Annotated in this window: 13 protein-coding genes; 7 read left to right on the top strand and 6 right to left on the bottom strand. The window is 40.8% G+C overall.

Annotation, left to right across the window (positions count from 1 at the left end; all coding sequences use genetic code 11):
* Positions 1–29: 29 nt before the first annotated feature.
* The 5 genes from FHW36_RS27240 to FHW36_RS27260 all read right to left on the bottom strand — a co-directional run bounded on the left by FHW36_RS27240 (position 30) and on the right by FHW36_RS27260 (position 6782).
* Positions 30–2873, bottom strand: coding sequence for an outer membrane beta-barrel protein (locus tag FHW36_RS27240; protein ID WP_145673990.1), 2844 nt, complete (start codon positions 2871–2873; stop codon positions 30–32).
* Positions 2870–4165, bottom strand: coding sequence for a 6-bladed beta-propeller (locus FHW36_RS27245; RefSeq protein WP_145673992.1), 1296 nt, complete (start codon positions 4163–4165; stop codon positions 2870–2872). The genes FHW36_RS27240 and FHW36_RS27245 overlap by 4 nt, the downstream gene beginning before the upstream one ends.
* Positions 4149–4808 carry a hypothetical protein gene (locus FHW36_RS27250; protein ID WP_145673994.1) on the bottom strand — a complete coding sequence of 220 codons (660 nt, stop codon included), beginning with the start codon at positions 4806–4808 and terminating at the stop codon, positions 4149–4151. Before FHW36_RS27250 ends, FHW36_RS27245 begins: the two co-directional genes overlap by 17 nt.
* A gap of 31 nt (positions 4809–4839) precedes the next feature.
* A complete protein-coding gene (locus tag FHW36_RS27255; RefSeq protein WP_186452626.1) occupies positions 4840–6126 on the bottom strand; it encodes a 6-bladed beta-propeller in 1287 nt (428 codons plus the stop codon).
* Positions 6127–6488: 362 nt separating this feature from the next.
* Positions 6489–6782, bottom strand: a complete 294-nt coding sequence (locus FHW36_RS27260) for a hypothetical protein (RefSeq protein WP_145673998.1) — start codon at positions 6780–6782, stop codon at positions 6489–6491.
* Positions 6783–7281: 499 nt separating this feature from the next.
* On the opposite strand from FHW36_RS27260, the gene FHW36_RS27265 reads away from it, so the two are divergent.
* Positions 7282–8826 (top strand): O-antigen ligase family protein, encoded by a 1545-nt coding sequence (locus FHW36_RS27265; RefSeq protein WP_186452627.1) that lies wholly within the window; start codon positions 7282–7284, stop codon positions 8824–8826.
* Between the two features lie 104 nt (positions 8827–8930).
* Here FHW36_RS27265 and FHW36_RS27270 read toward each other — a convergent pair whose 3' ends face one another.
* On the bottom strand, positions 8931–11744 hold the full coding sequence (locus FHW36_RS27270) for an outer membrane beta-barrel family protein (RefSeq protein ID WP_145674002.1): 2814 nt from the start codon (positions 11742–11744) through the stop codon (positions 8931–8933).
* Positions 11745–12021: 277 nt separating this feature from the next.
* On the opposite strand from FHW36_RS27270, the gene FHW36_RS27275 reads away from it, so the two are divergent.
* The 6 genes from FHW36_RS27275 to FHW36_RS27300 all read left to right on the top strand — a co-directional run bounded on the left by FHW36_RS27275 (position 12022) and on the right by FHW36_RS27300 (position 20561).
* A complete protein-coding gene (locus FHW36_RS27275; RefSeq protein WP_145674004.1) occupies positions 12022–12606 on the top strand; it encodes a sigma-70 family RNA polymerase sigma factor in 585 nt (194 codons plus the stop codon).
* Positions 12607–12684: 78 nt separating this feature from the next.
* Positions 12685–13881, top strand: coding sequence for a FecR family protein (locus FHW36_RS27280; protein WP_145674006.1), 1197 nt, complete (start codon positions 12685–12687; stop codon positions 13879–13881).
* A 52-nt stretch (positions 13882–13933) separates the two neighbouring features.
* The gene (locus FHW36_RS27285; protein WP_145674008.1) at positions 13934–17467 is read left to right on the top strand and encodes a SusC/RagA family TonB-linked outer membrane protein; all 3534 of its coding nucleotides are present in this window, start codon (positions 13934–13936) and stop codon (positions 17465–17467) included.
* A 4-nt stretch (positions 17468–17471) separates the two neighbouring features.
* Positions 17472–18935, top strand: coding sequence for a RagB/SusD family nutrient uptake outer membrane protein (locus FHW36_RS27290; protein WP_186452628.1), 1464 nt, complete (start codon positions 17472–17474; stop codon positions 18933–18935).
* Between the two features lie 8 nt (positions 18936–18943).
* Positions 18944–19615, top strand: coding sequence for a fasciclin domain-containing protein (locus tag FHW36_RS27295; protein WP_145674012.1), 672 nt, complete (start codon positions 18944–18946; stop codon positions 19613–19615).
* Between the two features lie 16 nt (positions 19616–19631).
* Positions 19632–20561 carry a DUF5007 domain-containing protein gene (locus FHW36_RS27300; protein WP_145674014.1) on the top strand — a complete coding sequence of 310 codons (930 nt, stop codon included), beginning with the start codon at positions 19632–19634 and terminating at the stop codon, positions 20559–20561.
* Positions 20562–20672: the final 111 nt, after the last annotated feature.

Genomic DNA, 20672 nt, shown 5'->3' on the forward strand with positions numbered 1-20672 from the left:
CTTTAAAAGGTCTATATACTACCCACCTATCACTCCTTTGATTTTCCTCTTTTCCCAAACTGTCTTGGGAAATAAGATACCGTCAACATAAAATACTGCTGTAACACATTTGTAGTTCCCCGGGTAAGGGTATTGTTAGATCCAATATTAATAATACTTGCATTCTGGTGAAGCAAATCCAAAGCAGCCATTTTCAGTTCCAGGTTATTGCCCGGCAGCAGACGATAAGTAGCATTTGCATTCCAAATTGTAAAAGTAGCAGGTGCAGAACCAGTTGAGGTGGCGTAATTATAAGCAATATTGCTACCTATACCCAGCCTTCGGGTAAAGTTTATGCTTGAACTAAGAGAGGTGGAATGAATACTATTTTTAAATTCGTTGTCTGTGGCCCCGTTTTGTTTGGATCGGTATAACGACAACGACTCCTGTAGATTAATAGCCCACCAGTCGCTCAGTGTATAATTAAGGCTCAATGAATTACTATTGAAAAAATTATTGGAAAAATTAATCGTGTTGTTGATATAGTTTGGAACACGTCCGAGACTCAGTGTGGGTGAAAACTGCAGCTGCAATTGATTACGACCAAATTTAAATGCCTTGTTAATTGTAGCCGAAATATTTAAATACCTGTTATTGCCTACGTTCACTGTATAATGCGCACTACGTCCAAGATTATCTGTTATGCTACTATCCGAAAGGTTGTTAGTTATTACTCCTGCTGTTATATCGAAATTGTAATTAAATGTATTCTTCGTCTTTTTACTAATATGTTTTACTTTAAAACTCAATTTTCTGTCAGTAGCTTCTTTCAAGCGAAAATTACCCTGCAGAATATAATACTGATTGGAGCTATCTACGATAGGATATAACTGATCGACTGTAGGATACCTATTCTCTGTTGAAAAACTAATATCATAGTTATCCTCATAACTTCCGTAATGGCTATTTAAATAGGTCACAGAAGCGTTCGGTACAAATTTTTGATAGCTTCTAGTAAACCTTTGAAAAAGGTGATCTGAACTATTTTGCTGATGGTAAAACTGCACCTGCGCATCAAATCCCCAAAACAATACTTTTTCATAGCGATTAGTCAAGGTCCTCGTAAATACTCTACTGACAGCTAATGTCGGCAACTCGTTGATGGTAGTAAGGTTACTTGCATAAGAAAGATAATGATCGGTCTGATATGTATTCTTAACCGTATCTCGGTTTTTCACAAGATTATCTTCGCTATGCCTGTTTACATCCAAACTATTCTGCAGACTTATTGAAAGTCCCAAAAACCCCTTTAGTAATCCTGATAAATTTCCAAAACTTAAAAATAAATGTTGGTTTATATCATTCCTATCTTTATTGTACAGGCGATCAAATTTTTTACTCTTGGATGGGTCAACAATAGAGGTAAAGGATGTAATGTTTACTTGGTCACTACGGTTATTTCCCACATTCAGGGAATAATTGACATCCAAATCTCCAGGCAAAAGATTCATTTTCGCATAGTTTTTCTGTTTGCTCAGCCCAAACTGAAAAAGCATATTCTTACTATCTGAAGTGGTTTCATTAATTGTATTATTGGTGCTTTGCAACACCCCAGTCGTTCCATAGGTACTGCTTTGATTATTGGATTCACTATTAATCCTACCAGCAGTAAAATTTGAGGAAGCATTAACTGTAAGATTATTCTTACGTCTATCGTAGCGGGCATTCAATACCTGACCTGTGCTATTCGATGTAGCAATACTATTACTAAGTTGAGTTTGGGCACTATCCTTGCTTATCGTAGAAATTACCTGACTATTGTTTACAACCGTACTAATATTATTTCTAATAAAATAATTACCTGCCAGACGATTGCTGTTTGAATAATCAGGACTAGGGATAAAATCATGTTGGTACATCACTCCACCGGAATTAGGCCGATTAGTTCCCGGCATTCTGAAATCGGGTTGATATTCTATACTGGCTCCCACTCCCTTATAAGTACTGTTGCGCATCAATGTGTTAGCATCGTTTGCTACTTTGTTTACATTATTGCTTGTGCCTACAAGCCCCAATTGTGTCTGTTTATTGAAAAAATTAATATTAACATCAGTCTCGTAATGCTTATCCGTGCCATATCCTGCAGATAGCTTACCGAAATAACCATAGTTCTTCCCATTCTTCAGTTTAATATTTATCTGCGTAATGGAATCTAATGGATTCCTTGGATTCTTAATCTGTTGGTAAACTTGTATCTTGTCTATAGCTGTTTTAGGAATATTCTGTGTGGCCACTTTAATATCTCCACTCAGAAAGGGTTTTCCATCAACTAATACCTGGCTTACTTGTTTCCCGTTCACAGTTATAGTGCCATCTCCCCAGACTGTTACGCCCGGTAACCTACGTAGCAAATCTTCTCCCACTGCATTTTTATCCAAATTAAATGCATCCGCGTTAAATTCCAGTGTGTCGCCATTCATACGCACTGGAGGAACATATCTTACAACAACCTCCTGTAACTCATTAGTGCTTCTTTCAAGGTTAATTTCTTTTAAATTAATCACTTTACTATCCGGCAGAATAGTAAATTTCCTTTGAACACTTTTATACCCGGTATAGCTGATAATAATTTTTAGCGAAACACCAATTGGCATTTCATTAAAATTAAACTCCCCAAAATTGTTACTAAGTTGATAACTAATAAGAGCAGAGTCCTTTACCTTGTAAATGGCAATGGATGCCGATTTCAAGACATAATCATGAACAGAATCTCGAGTTATGCCAGTTACCTTGCCCACCCACGTAGAATCTTTCTTTACCTGTGAATAGCAAGCGATACTATAGGTGAATACAAGCAATAGGGTTAACAATATAAGTTTACCTGGCCAATTCATTTAAACATTGCTTTGGGCTTCAATTGTATTATCACAGGGTTTCCTTCTCGAGTCTGGGTTGAGAAGTATTTTTTCAGAACCGGTGGATAATTTGGATGCTTATCCTTATTATCCTCAAAGGAATTAAACATATGTAAAGAAGATACTGAAGAATAAATACTTTGACCATCGCAAGCCTGTATCGAAGCCCGATCACCCAATACCGGCAAAAAAAACGAAGTGACATCAGGAGATATACGCAATAGACTATAAAGAGCACCTGTTCCTAAATTATAGGATAGTATCTTGTTTTCGTCCCCATATCGTGTAGTATTTAAGGTAAATAAAAGATTATCACCAAGTACAAAAACATTACTTATTACAAACACCTTCTGCCTGTTATTGGTGAGATAATCAATTCTTTTACCCCTATATTTCTCCTCATTTACTAGAAAATCTACAGGCAAGCTAATGTCAATTGGAAGTAGCACTTTATATATATCAGAGACTCCCCTGTTGTTGATTTTATAAATATTGTAATCATATGACCTGGTAAAAAAACACGTTCCGTTAATACCTGAATAATAAAGTGGGCCCGCAAGAACAATTTGAACATCCATCCATTTAGCATTGGCAATTTCATTTGGATTGTATGGAACTTCGGCGATGGTATTTGAAGAAATACTATCAACGATAAACAACTCAAACGGTTTATATTTACTCGTGTCCGGATTAGCGTAAATTGACGAAATTGCATACACACATGTACTCTTATCAAGGTAATTAATCCCATTTAATCCTTTTACATTATCTATGTTAGCCAACGCTGTCTTTCCAACTTCTTCACCATTGTAATCGAATAAATACAAATTTTCCGGGTCCAGCCCGCTCCTTACAACTATTTGATCTCTATATCGATTAATGCAAAAATCCCGGAACATGTTACGTCTTATACTCGGGTTTTTATGGAGCCCTTTAATATTACCACATTTCGCATGAAACGAACCATCTTTATTGAAAACTAGTATTTGATCTGAACTCGCATCAAGAACAATGAAATATCCACCAACTACTTCCAATTTGTTAATTTCACTAATCAAACATTGCTTACTATTTTCTAGTGGTATGTAGTTTATATCACTGTATATTTTATCACAGTTTCCTCCCATTGCATTACTAGGGTCAATTCTCAAAATAGTCGTATCCGGAATTTGCTTTTGTTGTGCCAATGAATACATCTGCAATGATGTAAACAGAATCAACAATAGTAGTTTGTTTCCAGAACAACTAAAAACGTTAATTTTTAAAGCCATGTTCAGCTGGTTGTTTATAAATATTGTTCAAATAGTAATCTAGCAATCCTGACATTTGGCTATTGGGGATGAAAAAATCGTAAGCAATCTCTCTATTATCTGTCAAGAATAGATAAGAATACTCATTACACCCTTCATCAAAAGTAATTTCCCCTTTTTTGACATAAAAAACAGGAAAATTTACCTCGGCAAGTTTTCTCCATTGAAGATAAGCATCATAATTCGTAAAGTCAGTCAATACATAGATTGGCAACTCTGGATGATCCTGACTAAGTTGTTTCAATTTCTTAATTGTTAAACTTGAGCATTCATTACAACCTATTTCAGTATATCTTAAAAACAGGCTTTGTCTGCTTCTCGTTATTAAGGAATGAATATTTATGGGTATTGACTTAGCAGTATCTCTTGATATATCATACGCTTTTATTTCATCTTTATTCACCAATGAATTAGAGTATTTCATTTTAAATTCCATTAAGTCTAAATAATAGCGATTAGCACCATTCACATACCGAATGCTATCATTTAAAGAAACATTCTGCCTTCTTTGGGTGTCGAGCTTCTTAGCCGTGATTAATAACCATGAAAGAAAAAATATTACGCCAAAAAAAGACAAATATGTCATTAATCTATCAGATCTCATGTTTTTCTACGATTGTAAAACTGTGTACAACTTAATGGCTATCTTTCACATGAAGTCTAACCTTTACCAAATAAAAACAATCATCAATGATATCCATCTTTTTTCTTAAGGGGCTATCATTATACAAACGCCTTTTCAACTCATTTCCCGTACAAAAAGCAATAAATTGATTACTTTTACTGTCATATTCGCTAAATTCAGGAAAGGAGACCTTAAACTTTTTAGCATCTACGAAATTCCGCGCAACTAAAGTGCCTGCTGTTCCTTTTCCTTTAACTACTAACGATCCAAATCCAACTGTGCCTTGCTCCTTAAAGCTAATAGACGACAAATAGATAAGGCTATCAGATTCCAACCAGTTTTTCTGACTAGTATAACCATTACAATATAGATATATTGATTTAAGTGATGACATCTTATGCCCGTTTATCTTAACATTACTCAGGTGCGGTCTTATTACTGATTCCAAAAAATCTGACGGAAAGTTGCCTTTAGAATAAATTATCTTATATCGCCGCTCAACTTCACTTTTATTGATGCTGTAAACATAAGGGTCATATGCACGAAAAAAACGAAGACTATCTCTAAACGCGAAGAAAGATTTATCAAATGTAATGGCTGCAATATTCTCAAATTTCTTTGAATAACGTAAGTATTTCCTCACTAAACTGAGCGTATCACTTAAAAGATCTAAAGAGGATGGACTTCTTCTTCCTGTTTGGAGATAAGCATTGCTATTATTATAGCTCGCATATCCGACAAAATTATCGCTTCCTGGTATAGATGCAATATGGTTATAATGAAATAAATTTCCTCCCTTTATATCCTTCTTTCTTTTTAAATCAGAATCGAAAATAGTTAATTTCATTTGTGCGTAATCATAAACGATAACCTCCTTCCTTTCATTAACATAACAATCCGTTATATTTAACGCATTTGAATCCGACACACCGTTCTCCATTATGGTCTTCAAATAATCACCATTAGATTTATAGGCATTTATTCTCTTGGTACTTATTGGATCGACAACAACATAGGCATCTTCCAGAGCATACAATTGACCAATATATCCTATTTGTTTGTTAGGAACATTAGCCAACTTTAATAATTCAACGGAGTCAACAATTGAAGAGATATCTAAAGTATCAGATATTGAACTATTATCAATGTGTAGCTCCACATAATTATCAGTAATTTCAGCACGCTCATTACTTGAACATGAAAATAAAATCATTGCTATGGGCAACACCCATAGAAAAAAAAATATACTTCTTCCTATAGGTTTAATAAAGGAAAATGTTATTACCGCTCGGTTCATAAGTTTATTTAGGTACGGGTTAATATATTTTTTTATAAACGGATTTTCATAACACTTCTTCACATCCATTCCTATACATTGCTATATCTAGTGGTAAATGCAATGCGTAGTTGTTACATTCCGAAGATAAGAAAAACAGTTTGAGATAAGTGGTTGATTTCGATCAGTCAGAATCCGAGGTTAAGACCTCAATTACCACAAATAATTCAATTCTACACCTTACGAAAATAATTTTCAGCACAGTAAATGTGCTATAATTAATGGCTATCAAGAAGCTCTCCGACATTTGACTCACATAACAAATGTACCAGCACAATATATATTTCGATATTGTGCTGATGCATTAACCAAGATACTCATAGTTAATTTTTGAGAACGCATCTCCGTGATTGGGGAGCAACTACATTATCGCAATAGAATGTAGTACAAGTGTAGGGTGAGCCGTAAACTCCTGTAAATTCACAGATACAACTAAGTCCCCCATCATAACAGGGAATGCATCGTTCATTATAGCATTGAGTTGCCCCACCAGCATCAATATCACCACCAGCAACCGCCTGGTCAGTAATTTCTCCTCCAACAAATGCAGAAAACAAAAAAGCTGAGGCTACAGCAATGGCGCTAACAGTCAAGAAACTGAATAGTTTTTTTTTCATTGTATCAGGGTTTTTAATTACAAAAATTAGTGCTCAGTCAAATATAATTCTATATTTTAGTAAAACAATGCTTCCTGTAATTATTTATTAAGTAGAAAATTTCAATGCCTTTTCCCTATAGAAATCAACATGTTATGTGTGAAAAAGTATATTTTCCATACACAATTATCTATAATGGTTTAAACGAGCTTCCTAAATGAGAGATAGTAAAAGCTTCATAGAACCAATTACTTCTGATACTGGAGACAGAGTGTTCGCGCTTCTTTGTTTATTCTTCTCTTTATTCTTTTTATACCATCATCTCTTTATTTATAGATTCTCCTTCAATTTTAAAACTGGCATTTGCTGGCACTACCAATTACTATTTTTCTCTTCATTTTTCTTTTCATTAGCCATACTTTTCTTTTTTAGACGAAAGTCAATTTCGCTTAGTGGCATTATTTGTTGTACATTATTACTATTCTATTGTTATTGCAAAAGCCAAAACGAATACTTATGTGTGGTGGGTATATTAACCGTATTAGGAACCCTGCTGTATTATGCGGAACGTACGGTTTTAGTTTTTTTGTTCTGCTACGGAAATTTTGCTTTTCTTATCTATGAGTTGTCTGTTGCTGGTATCCAAATATCAAATGAAGATCCAATTAAGGGCACTTTGCTAAATACTGGAGTATTTACTATCTACTTAATGAGCACAATTCCCCTACTATTCTATTTCATTATAGGAAAGAATTCTGTCTCTGTATCAAGAATATTATCTGTGGGAATAGCATACTTAGTTGGAATATCCATACGTATTTTTTGCGTCTTCGTACTCGTATTCATTATTTACATCTTCATTCAATCCCAATCCCGCACAGCCCAAATTGCTATAGCAATTATTACTTTACTCTCGCTTTGGAAATATAACCAGAACTATGCTAAAACCAGATGGAAATTACCTTTTCAAAAAATGTTATTAGTAGCAATTCCAATAACATTAATAAGCATATCATTAATTACTTACTATACACTTTCCATAAAAAAGGGGTCTACCAACGGTAGATTACTAATGAATAAAGTGGCATTTGATCATATCACCGACCATTTCTGGACAGGTACTGGAATTGGGGCATTCACAAAATATTATCCAGAGTGGCAAGCTGCTTATTTTCGCAGTACCCCCAATCCTCCACATTTTTTTTTACTTAGCGCTGGCGAAAGTTATATCGTATTCAATGAATATCTTCAATTATTTGAAACGGTAGGCATTTTTGGGACTATCATTCTTGGCATATTTCTTATCAGATTCCTAAGAACTAAATCTGCAAAGGACAGCGACTTGCTACACATAGCTAAGCTGACTGTAATTTCTATTTTGTCTTGCGGGTTTACATCATACCCTTTTCATATAAATATCACCCTCTTTGTGTTAATGCTTTCCATATGTATTGCTTTTAAATTTGACGAAAATAAAAGTACTCCCTTATTCTTCAATACATTCCAAATTAAAAACAAGAAAATCAGCTACGCTATTCTTACAATCTGCCTAATAGCATCGCTCTACTTAACGATACAAACAGGTAGACAGTACCAAGCAATATCAGAATGGAAGAAAACAGGGACCGATAATGGGCTCCCGCGTTCCGAACAACAATCTATCTATGAGAATATTTATCCATTACTAAAAAAGGATGGAAAATTTTTGACCGAATATGGGATCTTCCTTTCTCAGGATTCTTTGGAAAAGAATAAAGCGATTGTCATATTAAAACAAGCAAAAGGACAATTTATGTCAAAGGCAACAATGGAAGCACTCGGTAATGCCTATTGGAAGACAAAAGATTATAATAATGCCATTGAGTGCTACAAGTGGGTAAGTGATTATATACCAAGTTTATTTACTCCAAGATTTAATCTACTTAAGCTATACTTACAATCCGGAAATATAACGGAAGCCCTAAAAACTGGTAATACAATCATTACAATGTCTCCCAAAATTCCTTCTGACGAAGTAGATAATATAAAGCAGGAGACCAGGCAAATGCTAGAGAAATACAACTAAGTATTGATAGGCAACTGTATGTTAGCTATGCATTCTACAATAAGAGATAAAAATATCATTCTTCAATGGCAGCACCATGACTGGGTACCCCCGGAGCTTTTTTGTTACAGGGCTTTCATTCTAAACATCTGCGCTTTACCGCCGGCCGAAAGCCCACTTTTACTCAGGCTATAAGTAAAGCTCACCAGGAAAAAACGCTGAAGATTAGTGATGCGGCTATCTTCAATATAATTTTGATTAGTACTGCGGCTGATCCCTACATTTTCATTAAAGAGATCTGATACACTCAGCTTTAACTCCCCCCTGTTAAAATGAAGGAACTGTTTGCTGAGCGACACATTGCAGAGCGGGATACTTTTGTTGTAACCATTGGCCCGTTGGCTGTTGATGATATAGGTGAGGCTACCAGAGAAATAGAAGCTCGCCGGCAGCTGCCAGTTAAGGCTTCCTTCATATTGCTGCGAGAAATAATCAGTGCTCAGGGCGGATTTTAGCGAGTAGTCCGTTTTGTAATAGTTAATGCCTGCGCTGAGCGACAGATCCAGCTTTTCGGAAGGGTTTAGATCGGCGCGAACAGCGGGGCCGAAAGTAAATGTGCGGATAGTATTGGCAACGGCATTTATAAACTGTTGCGTTTTGCTGTAACCCATATTGCTGCTTATATTCAAATTGCCGGCCCATACACGCAACGGCAGGCCCCAGTTAACGCTACCGGTCATATTATACACGCCATTGATGTTTACCGGGCGGCTATGTTTGATGCCCAAACTATCCACCACGTCATAGTCAACGATCTTGTGCTGCGTTTCCTGCAGGTTAAAAAAAGCAAAAATATTTTTGTTCCTGAAAGGATCTACCGAAATAAAACTCAGCTGTACCGCATGGGTGAATTCCTGCTTCAGGTAAGGATTTCCCTCCCGGATATTGAGCGGATCACTGATATCGGGAACCGGCTGCAACTGCGACATAATCGGTTGATTGGTGACCGTTGCATAGTTGATACTCAGGTTCCGGTAGCGGGTAAAGTCATATTTAAACCGCATAGAGGGAAGCAGGTTATAAAACGTTTTGCGGATCACCGAGTCTTTGGTACCGGCAATGATTTTTCCTTCCAGTGCGGCCTGTTGCCAATTGATACCAGCGGCAATGCTGAATTTCTTTTGTTTGGTACGCACCCGGAACCCGGCGTTGTTATAGCCATAGGTATTTTCAAAATTATTGCTGAGCAAAGGATTCAGCTGGTCGAACTTACCATTTTGACGGTTGTAATCGTAGGTAACCTTATCGGCCGTATTGGTGCTGCTGCTGTTGCCCAGGCTCAACTCCAGCAGCGAATGTTTGAGTAACGGAACCGTATATACGGCGCGGGCGTTATAGCTCCGTAAGTTGCCAGACACCGTATTTCGCTGATGTATGGAATCATATTCCGGTTGCGAACCGCTGTGGACATAAAAGTGATTGGCCGATAATAAACTACCGTTGCTTTCCGTATGATTGAAACTGGTTTGCAGTCCCAGTGAAAAAGTATTACCGGGCCGCCGGAATTTCTTCCGGTATAATATATCTGCCGCTACATTGCTGCCTTTGCCGGAAGACTGATTATTGCTGAATCCTTCATTCGCCATTTTCTGCGCCCCAGTCAACGTTTTATAATCAGATGTGCTGCTGCTGGCATTTTCCTGGTAGCCTACTGTACCGGTAATTTTCAGCGACTGGGAGGAGTCAAATTGTATGTTGGCGCTTACATTTGCGCGGTGGGTATTATTGATATTATTGCTACGGGCCTGTTGCAGGTAACTGTAAGTGGAGTCGGGCAAAAAATACTGCCGCTGTAAACTGCTTTCCTGGTGAGGATTATAGTGATTATAGAAATAACTGCTGGTAAGATCCACTTTTTTGCCAATGATATTATTATAGTTAACACCGCCGCCCCAGATATCTCTGAAGCCGTTGTTGTTGCCGATTCCCATGAGGGCGCTCATGGGATCGTCTGAGCTGATGGCAAAGCTGGCGTTACCGCTTTGCCGCATACGATTCAGTTCACCAGTGAAGCTCATCATATCCATGAACGAAAAGCCCTCAGCATTGGTATTGTTGGCCATTCCGATAACGGAAAGCTGCCGGGCGCCTTTGAAGGAGTTCACGTTAAAACGACCTTCGTAGCGGTCGCTGATTCCCGCGCCTGCACTGGCTTTGCCAAACATGCCTTTCTTTTTATCCTGCTTCAGTTTAAGGTTAATCGTCTTTTCACTGTTGCCATCGTCGAAACCGGTAAGCTGCGCCGCATCGCTAAGGCGGTCGTATACCTGTACCTTATCAACCGCATCGGCGGGGAGATTTTTAGTAGCTATTTTGGGGTCGTTGCCAAAAAACTCTTTACCGTCCACCAGCACACGGTTTACCTTTTGCCCCTGCGCCTTTACGGTACCGTCTTTAGCTACCTGTATACCGGGCATTTTCTTGAGCAGCTGCTCCACGCTGGCATTGGGGACGGTTTTAAACGAACCGGCGTTGTATTGAATGGTGTCGCCGATAAGGGTTACCGGGGGTGCTTCTCCTGCTATCACCACCTCATCGAGGGTTCTGCTTAAGTCATGCATTATAATGGCAGGTAGCCGCACCTCCGGACTACCGGCTGGAATGGTAACAAGGCGGCGATTGTTGTGGTAGCTCACATGGGTAAACAACAGCCGGTAGTCACCCGGCGGCAGTCCATTGAGTTCAAAGTCGCCTTTGTTATTGGTCATCGTAAATGTTACAAGCGAGGAGTCTTTTGCCTTCAGCAGTGTCACCGTGGCGGAAATCACCGGGTGATGCGCTATAGTGTCGAGCAGGTTCCCTTTAATGGAGCCATTTTTTTGTGCATAGGCGGCAAAGGACCAACACCAGGCAATGAGTAGCAGGTAGTATTTCTTCATAGTATACTTTTACAAATACGAATGTAATTTCACTGCACGCCAAAGCAGGTTAATAAGGGTTGCTTTAATGTTAAGGAAGGTTAATGAATGAAGAAGACCAAAAGCATCACAGGCTTCTCTCATTTAAACGACTGTTAATGGTTTTTTTTGTTAACTTACTATCGTATTTTGCTAAAATTTTATAAGGTTATATTAACAAGTATATTTAATATTGCCGTCATTACTCCTAATTGTACCAGCCTACGATGGTATCTGTCAACCAAATTTTTAATGCATTATGGCGTTAAAACGTATTGATAATGAACGTGAAATACTAGAGCTTATCGCTGGTGGCTGTCAACATGCATTTTCAGTACTTTTTCATAATTATTTAAATCAGGCTGGTCGGGTTGTATATGCTATTATCGGGTCCAGGGAGCAAACCGAAGAAATCCTCCAGGATCTGTTTGTAAAACTCTGGAACGACAGGGAGAAGCTGACCACTATTAAAGATTTTAATGCCTATTTTTTTATTCTCCTGCGCAATCATACGCTTAATTCCCTAAAGAGTATGGCGGCAGACAAAAAGAAACAGGAACAGTATACCCGGTTCGAATTGATGCAGCAGGAACAGAGAGATGAACAAGCAGACAAGCGCCTGGAAATATTCGATAAAGCTATTGAGGCGTTGCCGGTGCAACAAAAAACCGTATTCCTGTTGCGTGTACAAGGATACAGGAACCCCGAAATTGCTACCCGCATGAATCTATCTACCGAATCGGTAAAAAAATATAATCAACTGGCCCTCAGATCCATTCACCGCTTTATTAAAGTGCGCGTAACCATCCTCTTTACGTTGGCCGCCCTCCACTTTTTAAAATAATTTTTTTTCCAGCAATATCTCCTTTTTTACCCCCTTGGTTGTCTTTATATATAGAAGCACTTGTTAAGGAGACAACATATGAAACTGCCAAACCGGTTAGATGATTTAATAGAAAAAGCCATTAACGGCACTATCGCTGATGAAGAGCGACGAGAGCTACTTGCATTTTTGGCAACACCGGAGGGGAAGTCGATATATGATGACCTGTTTGAGCAGCTGGCAGAGCAATCTGTTGAGGGAAACAATATTTTTTCGGCGCAGGAAGCGACCAGTTTATTCCAACAAATCAATGAAGAAATCAGGGATCAAAGCCCGGTTGTTAGCCCCAAAATATTTAAGCTGAAGCCAATACTCGCTGGGGTAGCTGCCTGTATGTTGTTGTTGATATCACTGTTTTCTTATCGCTTTTTTGTGCGCACGAAATGGGAAACGGCGCAACAAAAGATGGCAAAGGCAATGCCTGCCCCCCGGCCAGCGACGGGTATCATGCTTACATTGGCCGATGGGAGACAGATAGCCCTTGATAGTGCCAAAAAAGGGGAAACATTTGAACAAAAAGGATCCAGCGCAGTGAACAATGAAAAAGGTACACTGAGTTATACGCTGCCTGTTGAAGACACTACGGGAAAGGCGGAAACTGTTTTTAATACCCTTACCATACCGAGAGGAAAGCAATATAAAGTTATATTACCGGATGGCAGCCAGGTTTGGCTGAATGCAGCCTCCTCCCTTCACTATCCGACCCAGTTTCCCGACGGAGAACGAAAAGTGGAATTATCGGGAGAAGCCTACTTTGACATTGTGAAAAATGACCGGAAACCTTTTAAGGTAGTAACCGAAAAACAGACTATCACTGTACTGGGCACAGCTTTTAACGTGAAGGCATATACAGATGAATCTTATACTAAAACTACCTTGATCGAGGGCCGCGTAAAACTGGAATCACCTGGTACAAACAACGGCGGCATTATTTTGAAACCAGGAGAGCAGGGTATGCTCGATGACGGCCGGCTTCAGATAAAAGCTGTGGATACCCGTGAAAATATAGCATGGCGGTCCGACCTTTTTTACTTCTCCAACACCGATCTAAAAGAAGTAGCCTATCAGCTGCAGCGCTGGTATGATATTGATGTAGATTTTTCATCGCTTCCAGCAGCGAAGCTATATGGACAACTACCTCGCAGCACGCCATTGCCGCAGCTTTTGAAAGTAATCGAAAAAACAACCAACATAAAACTGAGAGTAAATAACAGCCGGCTATATGTAGAGCAATAGCCCCGGTATTTTATCAACCAGGAATCATTTCTCACTTGTAAAAACTACACTTATGAAAAATCAGCGTGGCCCCCGCCGGGGCCATTGGAAGCGCTATGTCTGCTGCATGGCGCTGACGATCTTCCATTATCTGGCAACATCTGCAATTGGCTTTTCACAACAGGTAACACTGCGGGTAAACGAAGCAAAACTGGAGCAGGTACTTGAGGCTATCAGAACCCAAACGGGGTACTCCTTTATTTTTGACGCCCGTTATGCAAAGAGCGCGTTGCCAGTGACCGTAAACCTGAAAAACGAGCCGGTGGAAAGCGCATTGCCGCAGGTATTTAAAGGACAACCGTTCACCTATGAAATTAACGACAAAATTGTAACGGTACTGACATCGGCAAAAGCAGCTGTCGTTACGTTATCCGGAAGAATCGTCAGCCCGGATAACCAGCCTATTATTGGCGCAACTATCATTGTGCAGGGATCCCGTCAGGGTGCTACCGCCGATGAAAACGGAAAGTTCACACTTCCGGGAGTGCCTGAAGACGCCAACATTGTAATCACTTCCATCGGTTTTAACTCCCTGACGCTTCATTTAAATAATGGTGCATTAACGGTGGCTGCCAGGGAATTTAAAAACCAGCTGGTCAGAAACTCCCTGCAGAACCTGCTGATAACACTGCAGCCTTCTGCCTCCCAGCTACAGGAAGTAAATGTAACCGTGGGTTATGGTACGCAGAAAAGAAGAGAAACTACCGCGGCTATTTCATCTATCAAAGCCTCACAACTGCAGAACAAGCCGAGCGCTTCTATTGAAGGACTCCTCCAGGGCCTTGCACCAGGATTGGTGGTACAGAATAATTCAGGTATGCCGGGAGCCCGCAGTATGGTGCAGATCAGGGGCCTAGCCTCTTTTTCCAATTCTGCTAACTCCAACGTGGTAAGCACTCCCCTGTTTATTATTGACGGCGTGCCGCTGGAACAGGATGTATTCAATCCGTCCGATCCGCGCCAGGCGATCACCAGCGTGCTGGCGGGGTTTAGCCCATTCGACCTGGAATCTGTAGATGTATTGAAAGATGCTTCTGCAACTGCCATCTATGGTTCAAGAGGCGCCAACGGTGTTATCATCATTAATACCAAACGAGGCAAAATAGGAAAACCAATCGTTACTTTAAATACACAATATGGATTGAGTTATTACCCATCTTTACGTAAAACACTTGGCGGTAAAGCGGAGCGCGATTTTAAAATTGATCTGTATAATCAGTACAAGTCCTCTAAAGTAGGTGGCGGCTATACGGATATGCCCATTGAACTGAGCGACAGCTTAAATAGTTTTTACAACAATTCTACCGACTGGCAAAAGCTATACTTCCGTGACGCAGACTTAAAGGATATTAATCTTGGTATCAGTGGTGCTACGGAAAATGCCAGCTATCGCCTCGGGGTAGATTATTATAACGAAAAAGGTATCGTGCTCGGCTCCGGGTTTACCAGGTTTTCACTGACTTATAACGGCGTTTTTAAACCTACGTCCAAACTCACGATCACCGGCCGGGCAAATTTAAGCCAAACTGATGCCAGCAAGAAAAGAGGCGATACCTATAATGCCGCTGTAGTAGGTAATAATTTTTCTTCCTCTTTCCGCCCCGGACCCGCCAGCGGCTTCTATGATGCTTTCCTGGCATCATATAGCAAAGGTGTTAATATTGATCTGACCAGGAGAGCATTAGCCCAACTGGAACTCAGTTACGATCTTACGCCGTTTCTGAACCTTACTTCGAGGGCATCGGGTAACTATGAGTTTTATCGTACACGCAGTTTCGAGCCATCAGCTACCAGAACTGATCAAAAAGCAGCGGCTTCTTACTACTCACAGGAAAAGGTAAACCTGCTGAGTGAAACTTTTCTCCGCTTATATCACACGTTTGCCGCTAAGCACTCGTTCGATCTGGTGGTAGGTAATACCATCAATACCAGCGAAAATAACAGCATATTTGGCGGCGCATTTGGTGGCCCCAGCGATGCACAACAAGTGATCCTGGGATACCCGCAGGCCAACCTGCAACTGGAAACACATAACATCAAGTATGGCCTGTTATCTTACTATTCAAGGTTGTCATATAACTTCAATAAAAAATACCTGCTCCAGGGGGTAATACGCGCAGATGGATCTTCCAAATTTGGTAAAGACAATCAATGGGGTTATTTCCCGTCGATGTCTGCCGGATGGGTATTCACCGAGGAGAAGTTTGTCCATAACAATATAGGTCGCTGGCTAAACTTTGGAAAGATCCGGGCAAGCACGGGTAAATCCGGTACGCAATACGAAGACAACTATCTCGCCGTAGGTGCCTATCAAACCAAGAGTGGCGACAATGCCACCTATAACGGGGTCCCGCTGCTGGCCCCCAATTATGCCGGCGGCAACGGTATGCCGTTACCCAACCTCACCTGGCAAACCACCAAAGACCAGGGCGTAGGGCTGGACCTCGAATTTTTCAACAGCCGCCTGACTATGGCGCTGGACTACTACAATAAAAATACAGACGGCTTCCTGTTCCCGGATGCACTGAATGGCACCAGCGGATATGCTTCCCGTTATATTAACAGCGGCGCTGTGCGTAATCACGGCTACGAAGCCGCCATTACCGGGTATATCACAAAGCCAGGTAAAAACTTCCAGTACTCCGTTACATTCATCGGCGCAATTAACCGTAATGAACTAACCAAGTTGCCGGATTTTGGCAGAAGTGTTTCCAGGAGCGGCTATGCAGTAGGGCAGCCTTACCTGCAGGTAGGCCGTCCGCTTAACGGTTTTTACCTGATGAAGTATCTGGGCGTATATCCAACAGACGAATCGGTTCCGGTAAATAAATATACCGGTAAACGTCTTTTCCCCAACACCAGCGGATTTTCGTCCCAGGATCCATACAGGGGCGGCGATATTATGCTGCTGGATGTAAACGGTGATGGCATGATTGGTGTAATCGACAATACCGACCGGGTGTATTGCGGAGACCCTAACCCTAAATTTACCGGAAGTATTTCCCATTCCTTTAGCTATAGGTTTAAAAACAACGCTACACTCCAGTTGGACCTGTTCTTTAATTACTCCATTGGCAATAAGGTGATGAATAAAGTACTGGCAGATCGTATTAAAGGGGTAAGCTGGACGGCCAGTGAAAATGTGAACTATCCCGGCGGACAAAGAAACCTCCTGGATGTATCTGACCTGGATTTTTGGACGCCTACACATACCAATGCCAAATACCCTGTGCTTAATCCATGGAGGTATTATGGCACTTCCAGCTATGACTTTATCGGTAACTATGAAACCAATACAGATCTCTTCCTGGAAAATGGCAGCTTTATCAGGTTAAACAACGTAAACCTGAGTTACGATTTTTCACCGGCTGGGCTCAACCGTTTCAACGTCAGGAAACTTAGAGTATATGCAGGTATGAGTAACGTGTTTATCCTTACCAAATACAGTGGTGTAGATCCAGAAAACGTGGACTCGTACGGTTATGACCTGGGTAATGGATACCCTATCCCCTATAAATTTAACTGCGGCTTTAACTTTGAATTCTAAGATTATGAAGATAATAACTGATTGGAAAAGTAAAATGTGTTTCCTGCTGGTGTGCAGCGCATTGTTATTTTCCTGCAAAAAAATACTGGATCCTGAAATTATTGAAATGCCGACGGCCGACAATGCGTTTTCTACATCTGCCGATATAGAAAAAGGCGTCGCCGCTGCTTACGCTTACCTACGTACAGTAGTGCCGGATAAAGTGTTCCTGATGGGCGATGTTCGGGCTGACGTGTTTTCCAGTTACTCCCAGAGCTCTAATGTTCGTCCTGAAACCCTTATTGCCACTAATACAGCGCCAGCATTGATCAGCAACGGTGGGGGCAACTGGAATCAGTTCTATACTGTCATTGCCCAGTGTAACCTGGTGCTTGAGAAAATTCCGTCTATCCCTAATTATGATGAAACACTCAAAAAGCGGCATATCGGGGAAGCCAGCTTTATCAGGGCACTCACCTATTTTTACCTGGTGCGTTTCTGGGGCGATGTACCGATGAACCTGAGAAGCGTAGATATTGATAACCTGCCAAGGACACCGCAGGCAGATGTGTTTAACCAGATAAAAGCGGACCTGGACATAGCGATTGCAGATTTGCAATTGGATTACGGCGATGGCGACAGAGCGGTAAGAGCTACCAAGGGAGCGGCATGGGCTATTAAAGCACATGTGCTGGGATGGTTGCAGGATTATGCCGGATGCGAGAAATTGTGCGACAGTGTGATCACCCGGGGACCGTATAGTCTGGTTACAGATACTTTAAATCTCATCAGCATCTTCGTGGGAAAATCCAGGGAAGGTATCTTTGAACTTAATTTTGATGCCAACTTAAGAGAAGTACAAAAAAACCGCGTCTATAATAGAACACTGGGGCGGCCCTGGTATAAAGACCAGTCAGATGGTGGTGGCGGTACGGAAAAGTTCTTACTGTGTCCTACCCGGCAACAGCTGAACAATATGTTTCCTCCAAGTGCTGTCGATGCCCGTTTGTTTACCTGGTTTGACCGGGTAACTTACCTGAAGGGCGTATATGACGACCGTATTTACTTTGGGAAATACAAAACATTGCAGCTGAAAGGAGATACTGCTTCCCAGAATATCAACGAATCAAATATTATTGTCACCCGCCTCGCAGACATCATGCTGTTAAGAGCAGAAGCGTTGGCCAGCACCTCCGTAGGCAGAGCTGGAGAGGCAGCCATGTTATTAAACCAGGTAAGGGCACGTGCATTTGCTACGCCATATACCGGTGGCGGAAATATACAAGACACCATTTTACTCGAGCGTAGAAAAGAGCTGATCGGGGAAGGACAATACTTCTTTGACCTGGTAAGAACCAGGAAACTGAACAAAGATTCAAAAATCACCCAGGCCGATTGGTATGAAAAAGGTGCATGGCTACTTCCGATAGACCAGGGCATTATCGCGAAAAGCAATTTTTTGATCACTCAGAATGATTACTGGAAATAACTTAACATATGCGTAAAAATATTTCACTGAAGCAAACAGCACTCCTGGCAGCAATTGGTATGCTGGTATTTTCAGCCTGTAGGAAAAATGATTACTACATAGACGGTGGCTTGTCTAAACAATCGGAAGAAGAAAAAAGAATGACAGTATATGATTTTCTGAAGAGCAGATCCAATCATATGTTCGACTCCCTGGTCAAGATCATTGACCTGACAAACACCAAGGCCGCTGTCAATGCCGCTAACATCACTTTTTTTGCAGCCCCGAATAATGCAGTATTGCGGCTCCAAATGAATTACAACCCGGACGACAGGCAAACACCAAAGCCCCTGGCCGATATCGGGAAAGATACACTAACAACCCTGCTTGCCCGGTTTATAGTGCCCAATGCCAAAGTAGACCTGGAAACAGCAGTAAAGGACAAGCAGCGATATTACCCTGCTGCCAACGGAGATTCCCTGTTACTTAGTGGCGTAGACGGTGGCACCAGTGCAAGCAGCTCATTGCAAACATCTGCCTATAGAATGGTATATACGCATTTAAAGATACCAGGCGTGGACACCGTAACGTATGCTGCCAGCATTCAGACACATAACCTGGTTACTGCCAATGCTATTGTACACGTATTAACCAATGGTTCCAGTTTTGCAGCAGGACTGAAACAAAAATATAACAGATAGTCTAAATCATTTTACCATGAAAAAATCATTGACCATAAAATGGATGTCATGGCTATCCCTGACACTGTTTATGTTTTCGTGTAAGAAAGACAGCACCGATGGCTTTTTAAGCCCGGCACTCAAATATACCAACCCCTCTATTAAGATAGCAGTGGGTGCTTCCCTCATACAATCAGGAGCAATGGTAACTGACGAGTCCACAAAGCCGTTGGTATTTACCATCGAAGCCATACATTATGAAGATGGCAAAATCGCTGATAAGCTGATGAATTATAAAGTAGATACTTATTTCTGGAAGGCAGAATATACAGGCAAGGAAAAAACGGTAGAGGAACTGAATAAGAAACGCACAAAAGTAAACCGTCCGGCAGTTGACATCAATCCTGATAACGGAAATATAGTGATTTACCCGGAAGCTACTGATACCACCATATTTACTAAAGGTAAGTATATCATTGATGTAAAAGTAAAGAATAGCGGCGGCGAGCGGGTGCTGAAGGGCGCATTGACCATTGACGTAAGTTATGCACTGCCTTATACCTACAGACTTAGAGGCCTGGATGGTAATATAACAGGTATCGACGTAAACTTCGACAGGCAAGCAAATACGGGCAATAAGATCCTCGTATATGTACTGAAGAAAGATGGGTCACCGGTAGATCCGAAAACACTGCTGGGATATGATTATTCCACTACACCCGGGGTTACCGATCTGAAAGATTGGCACAATCTCGGGCTAAATAACCCAACAAAGTATACCGAATTTCCTGACCACCTGGAGCTGGAAATAGCCGGGTTCCCACTACCTTTTGTTTCAGGACAGGTGCTGAGAATTGATATGTATAATAACGGGGATATTAATGGAGACTATTTCAACTATTGGTTCGACATGTCGATTCTCAAAGAAGGTATCTGGAAAATTACCATTCAGCTGAAATATAATTAGCAATAAGATCAGCTATACATAACATTTCAGGAAAAAGGAGGGCATTTAATTCATAAGTGCCCTCCTTTGTTTATGACAGACGCCCACGGATCACCGCTATAGATGCATCCA

This window comes from Chitinophaga polysaccharea (genome assembly GCF_007829335.1).
GTDB classification, from domain to species: domain Bacteria; phylum Bacteroidota; class Bacteroidia; order Chitinophagales; family Chitinophagaceae; genus Chitinophaga; species Chitinophaga polysaccharea_B.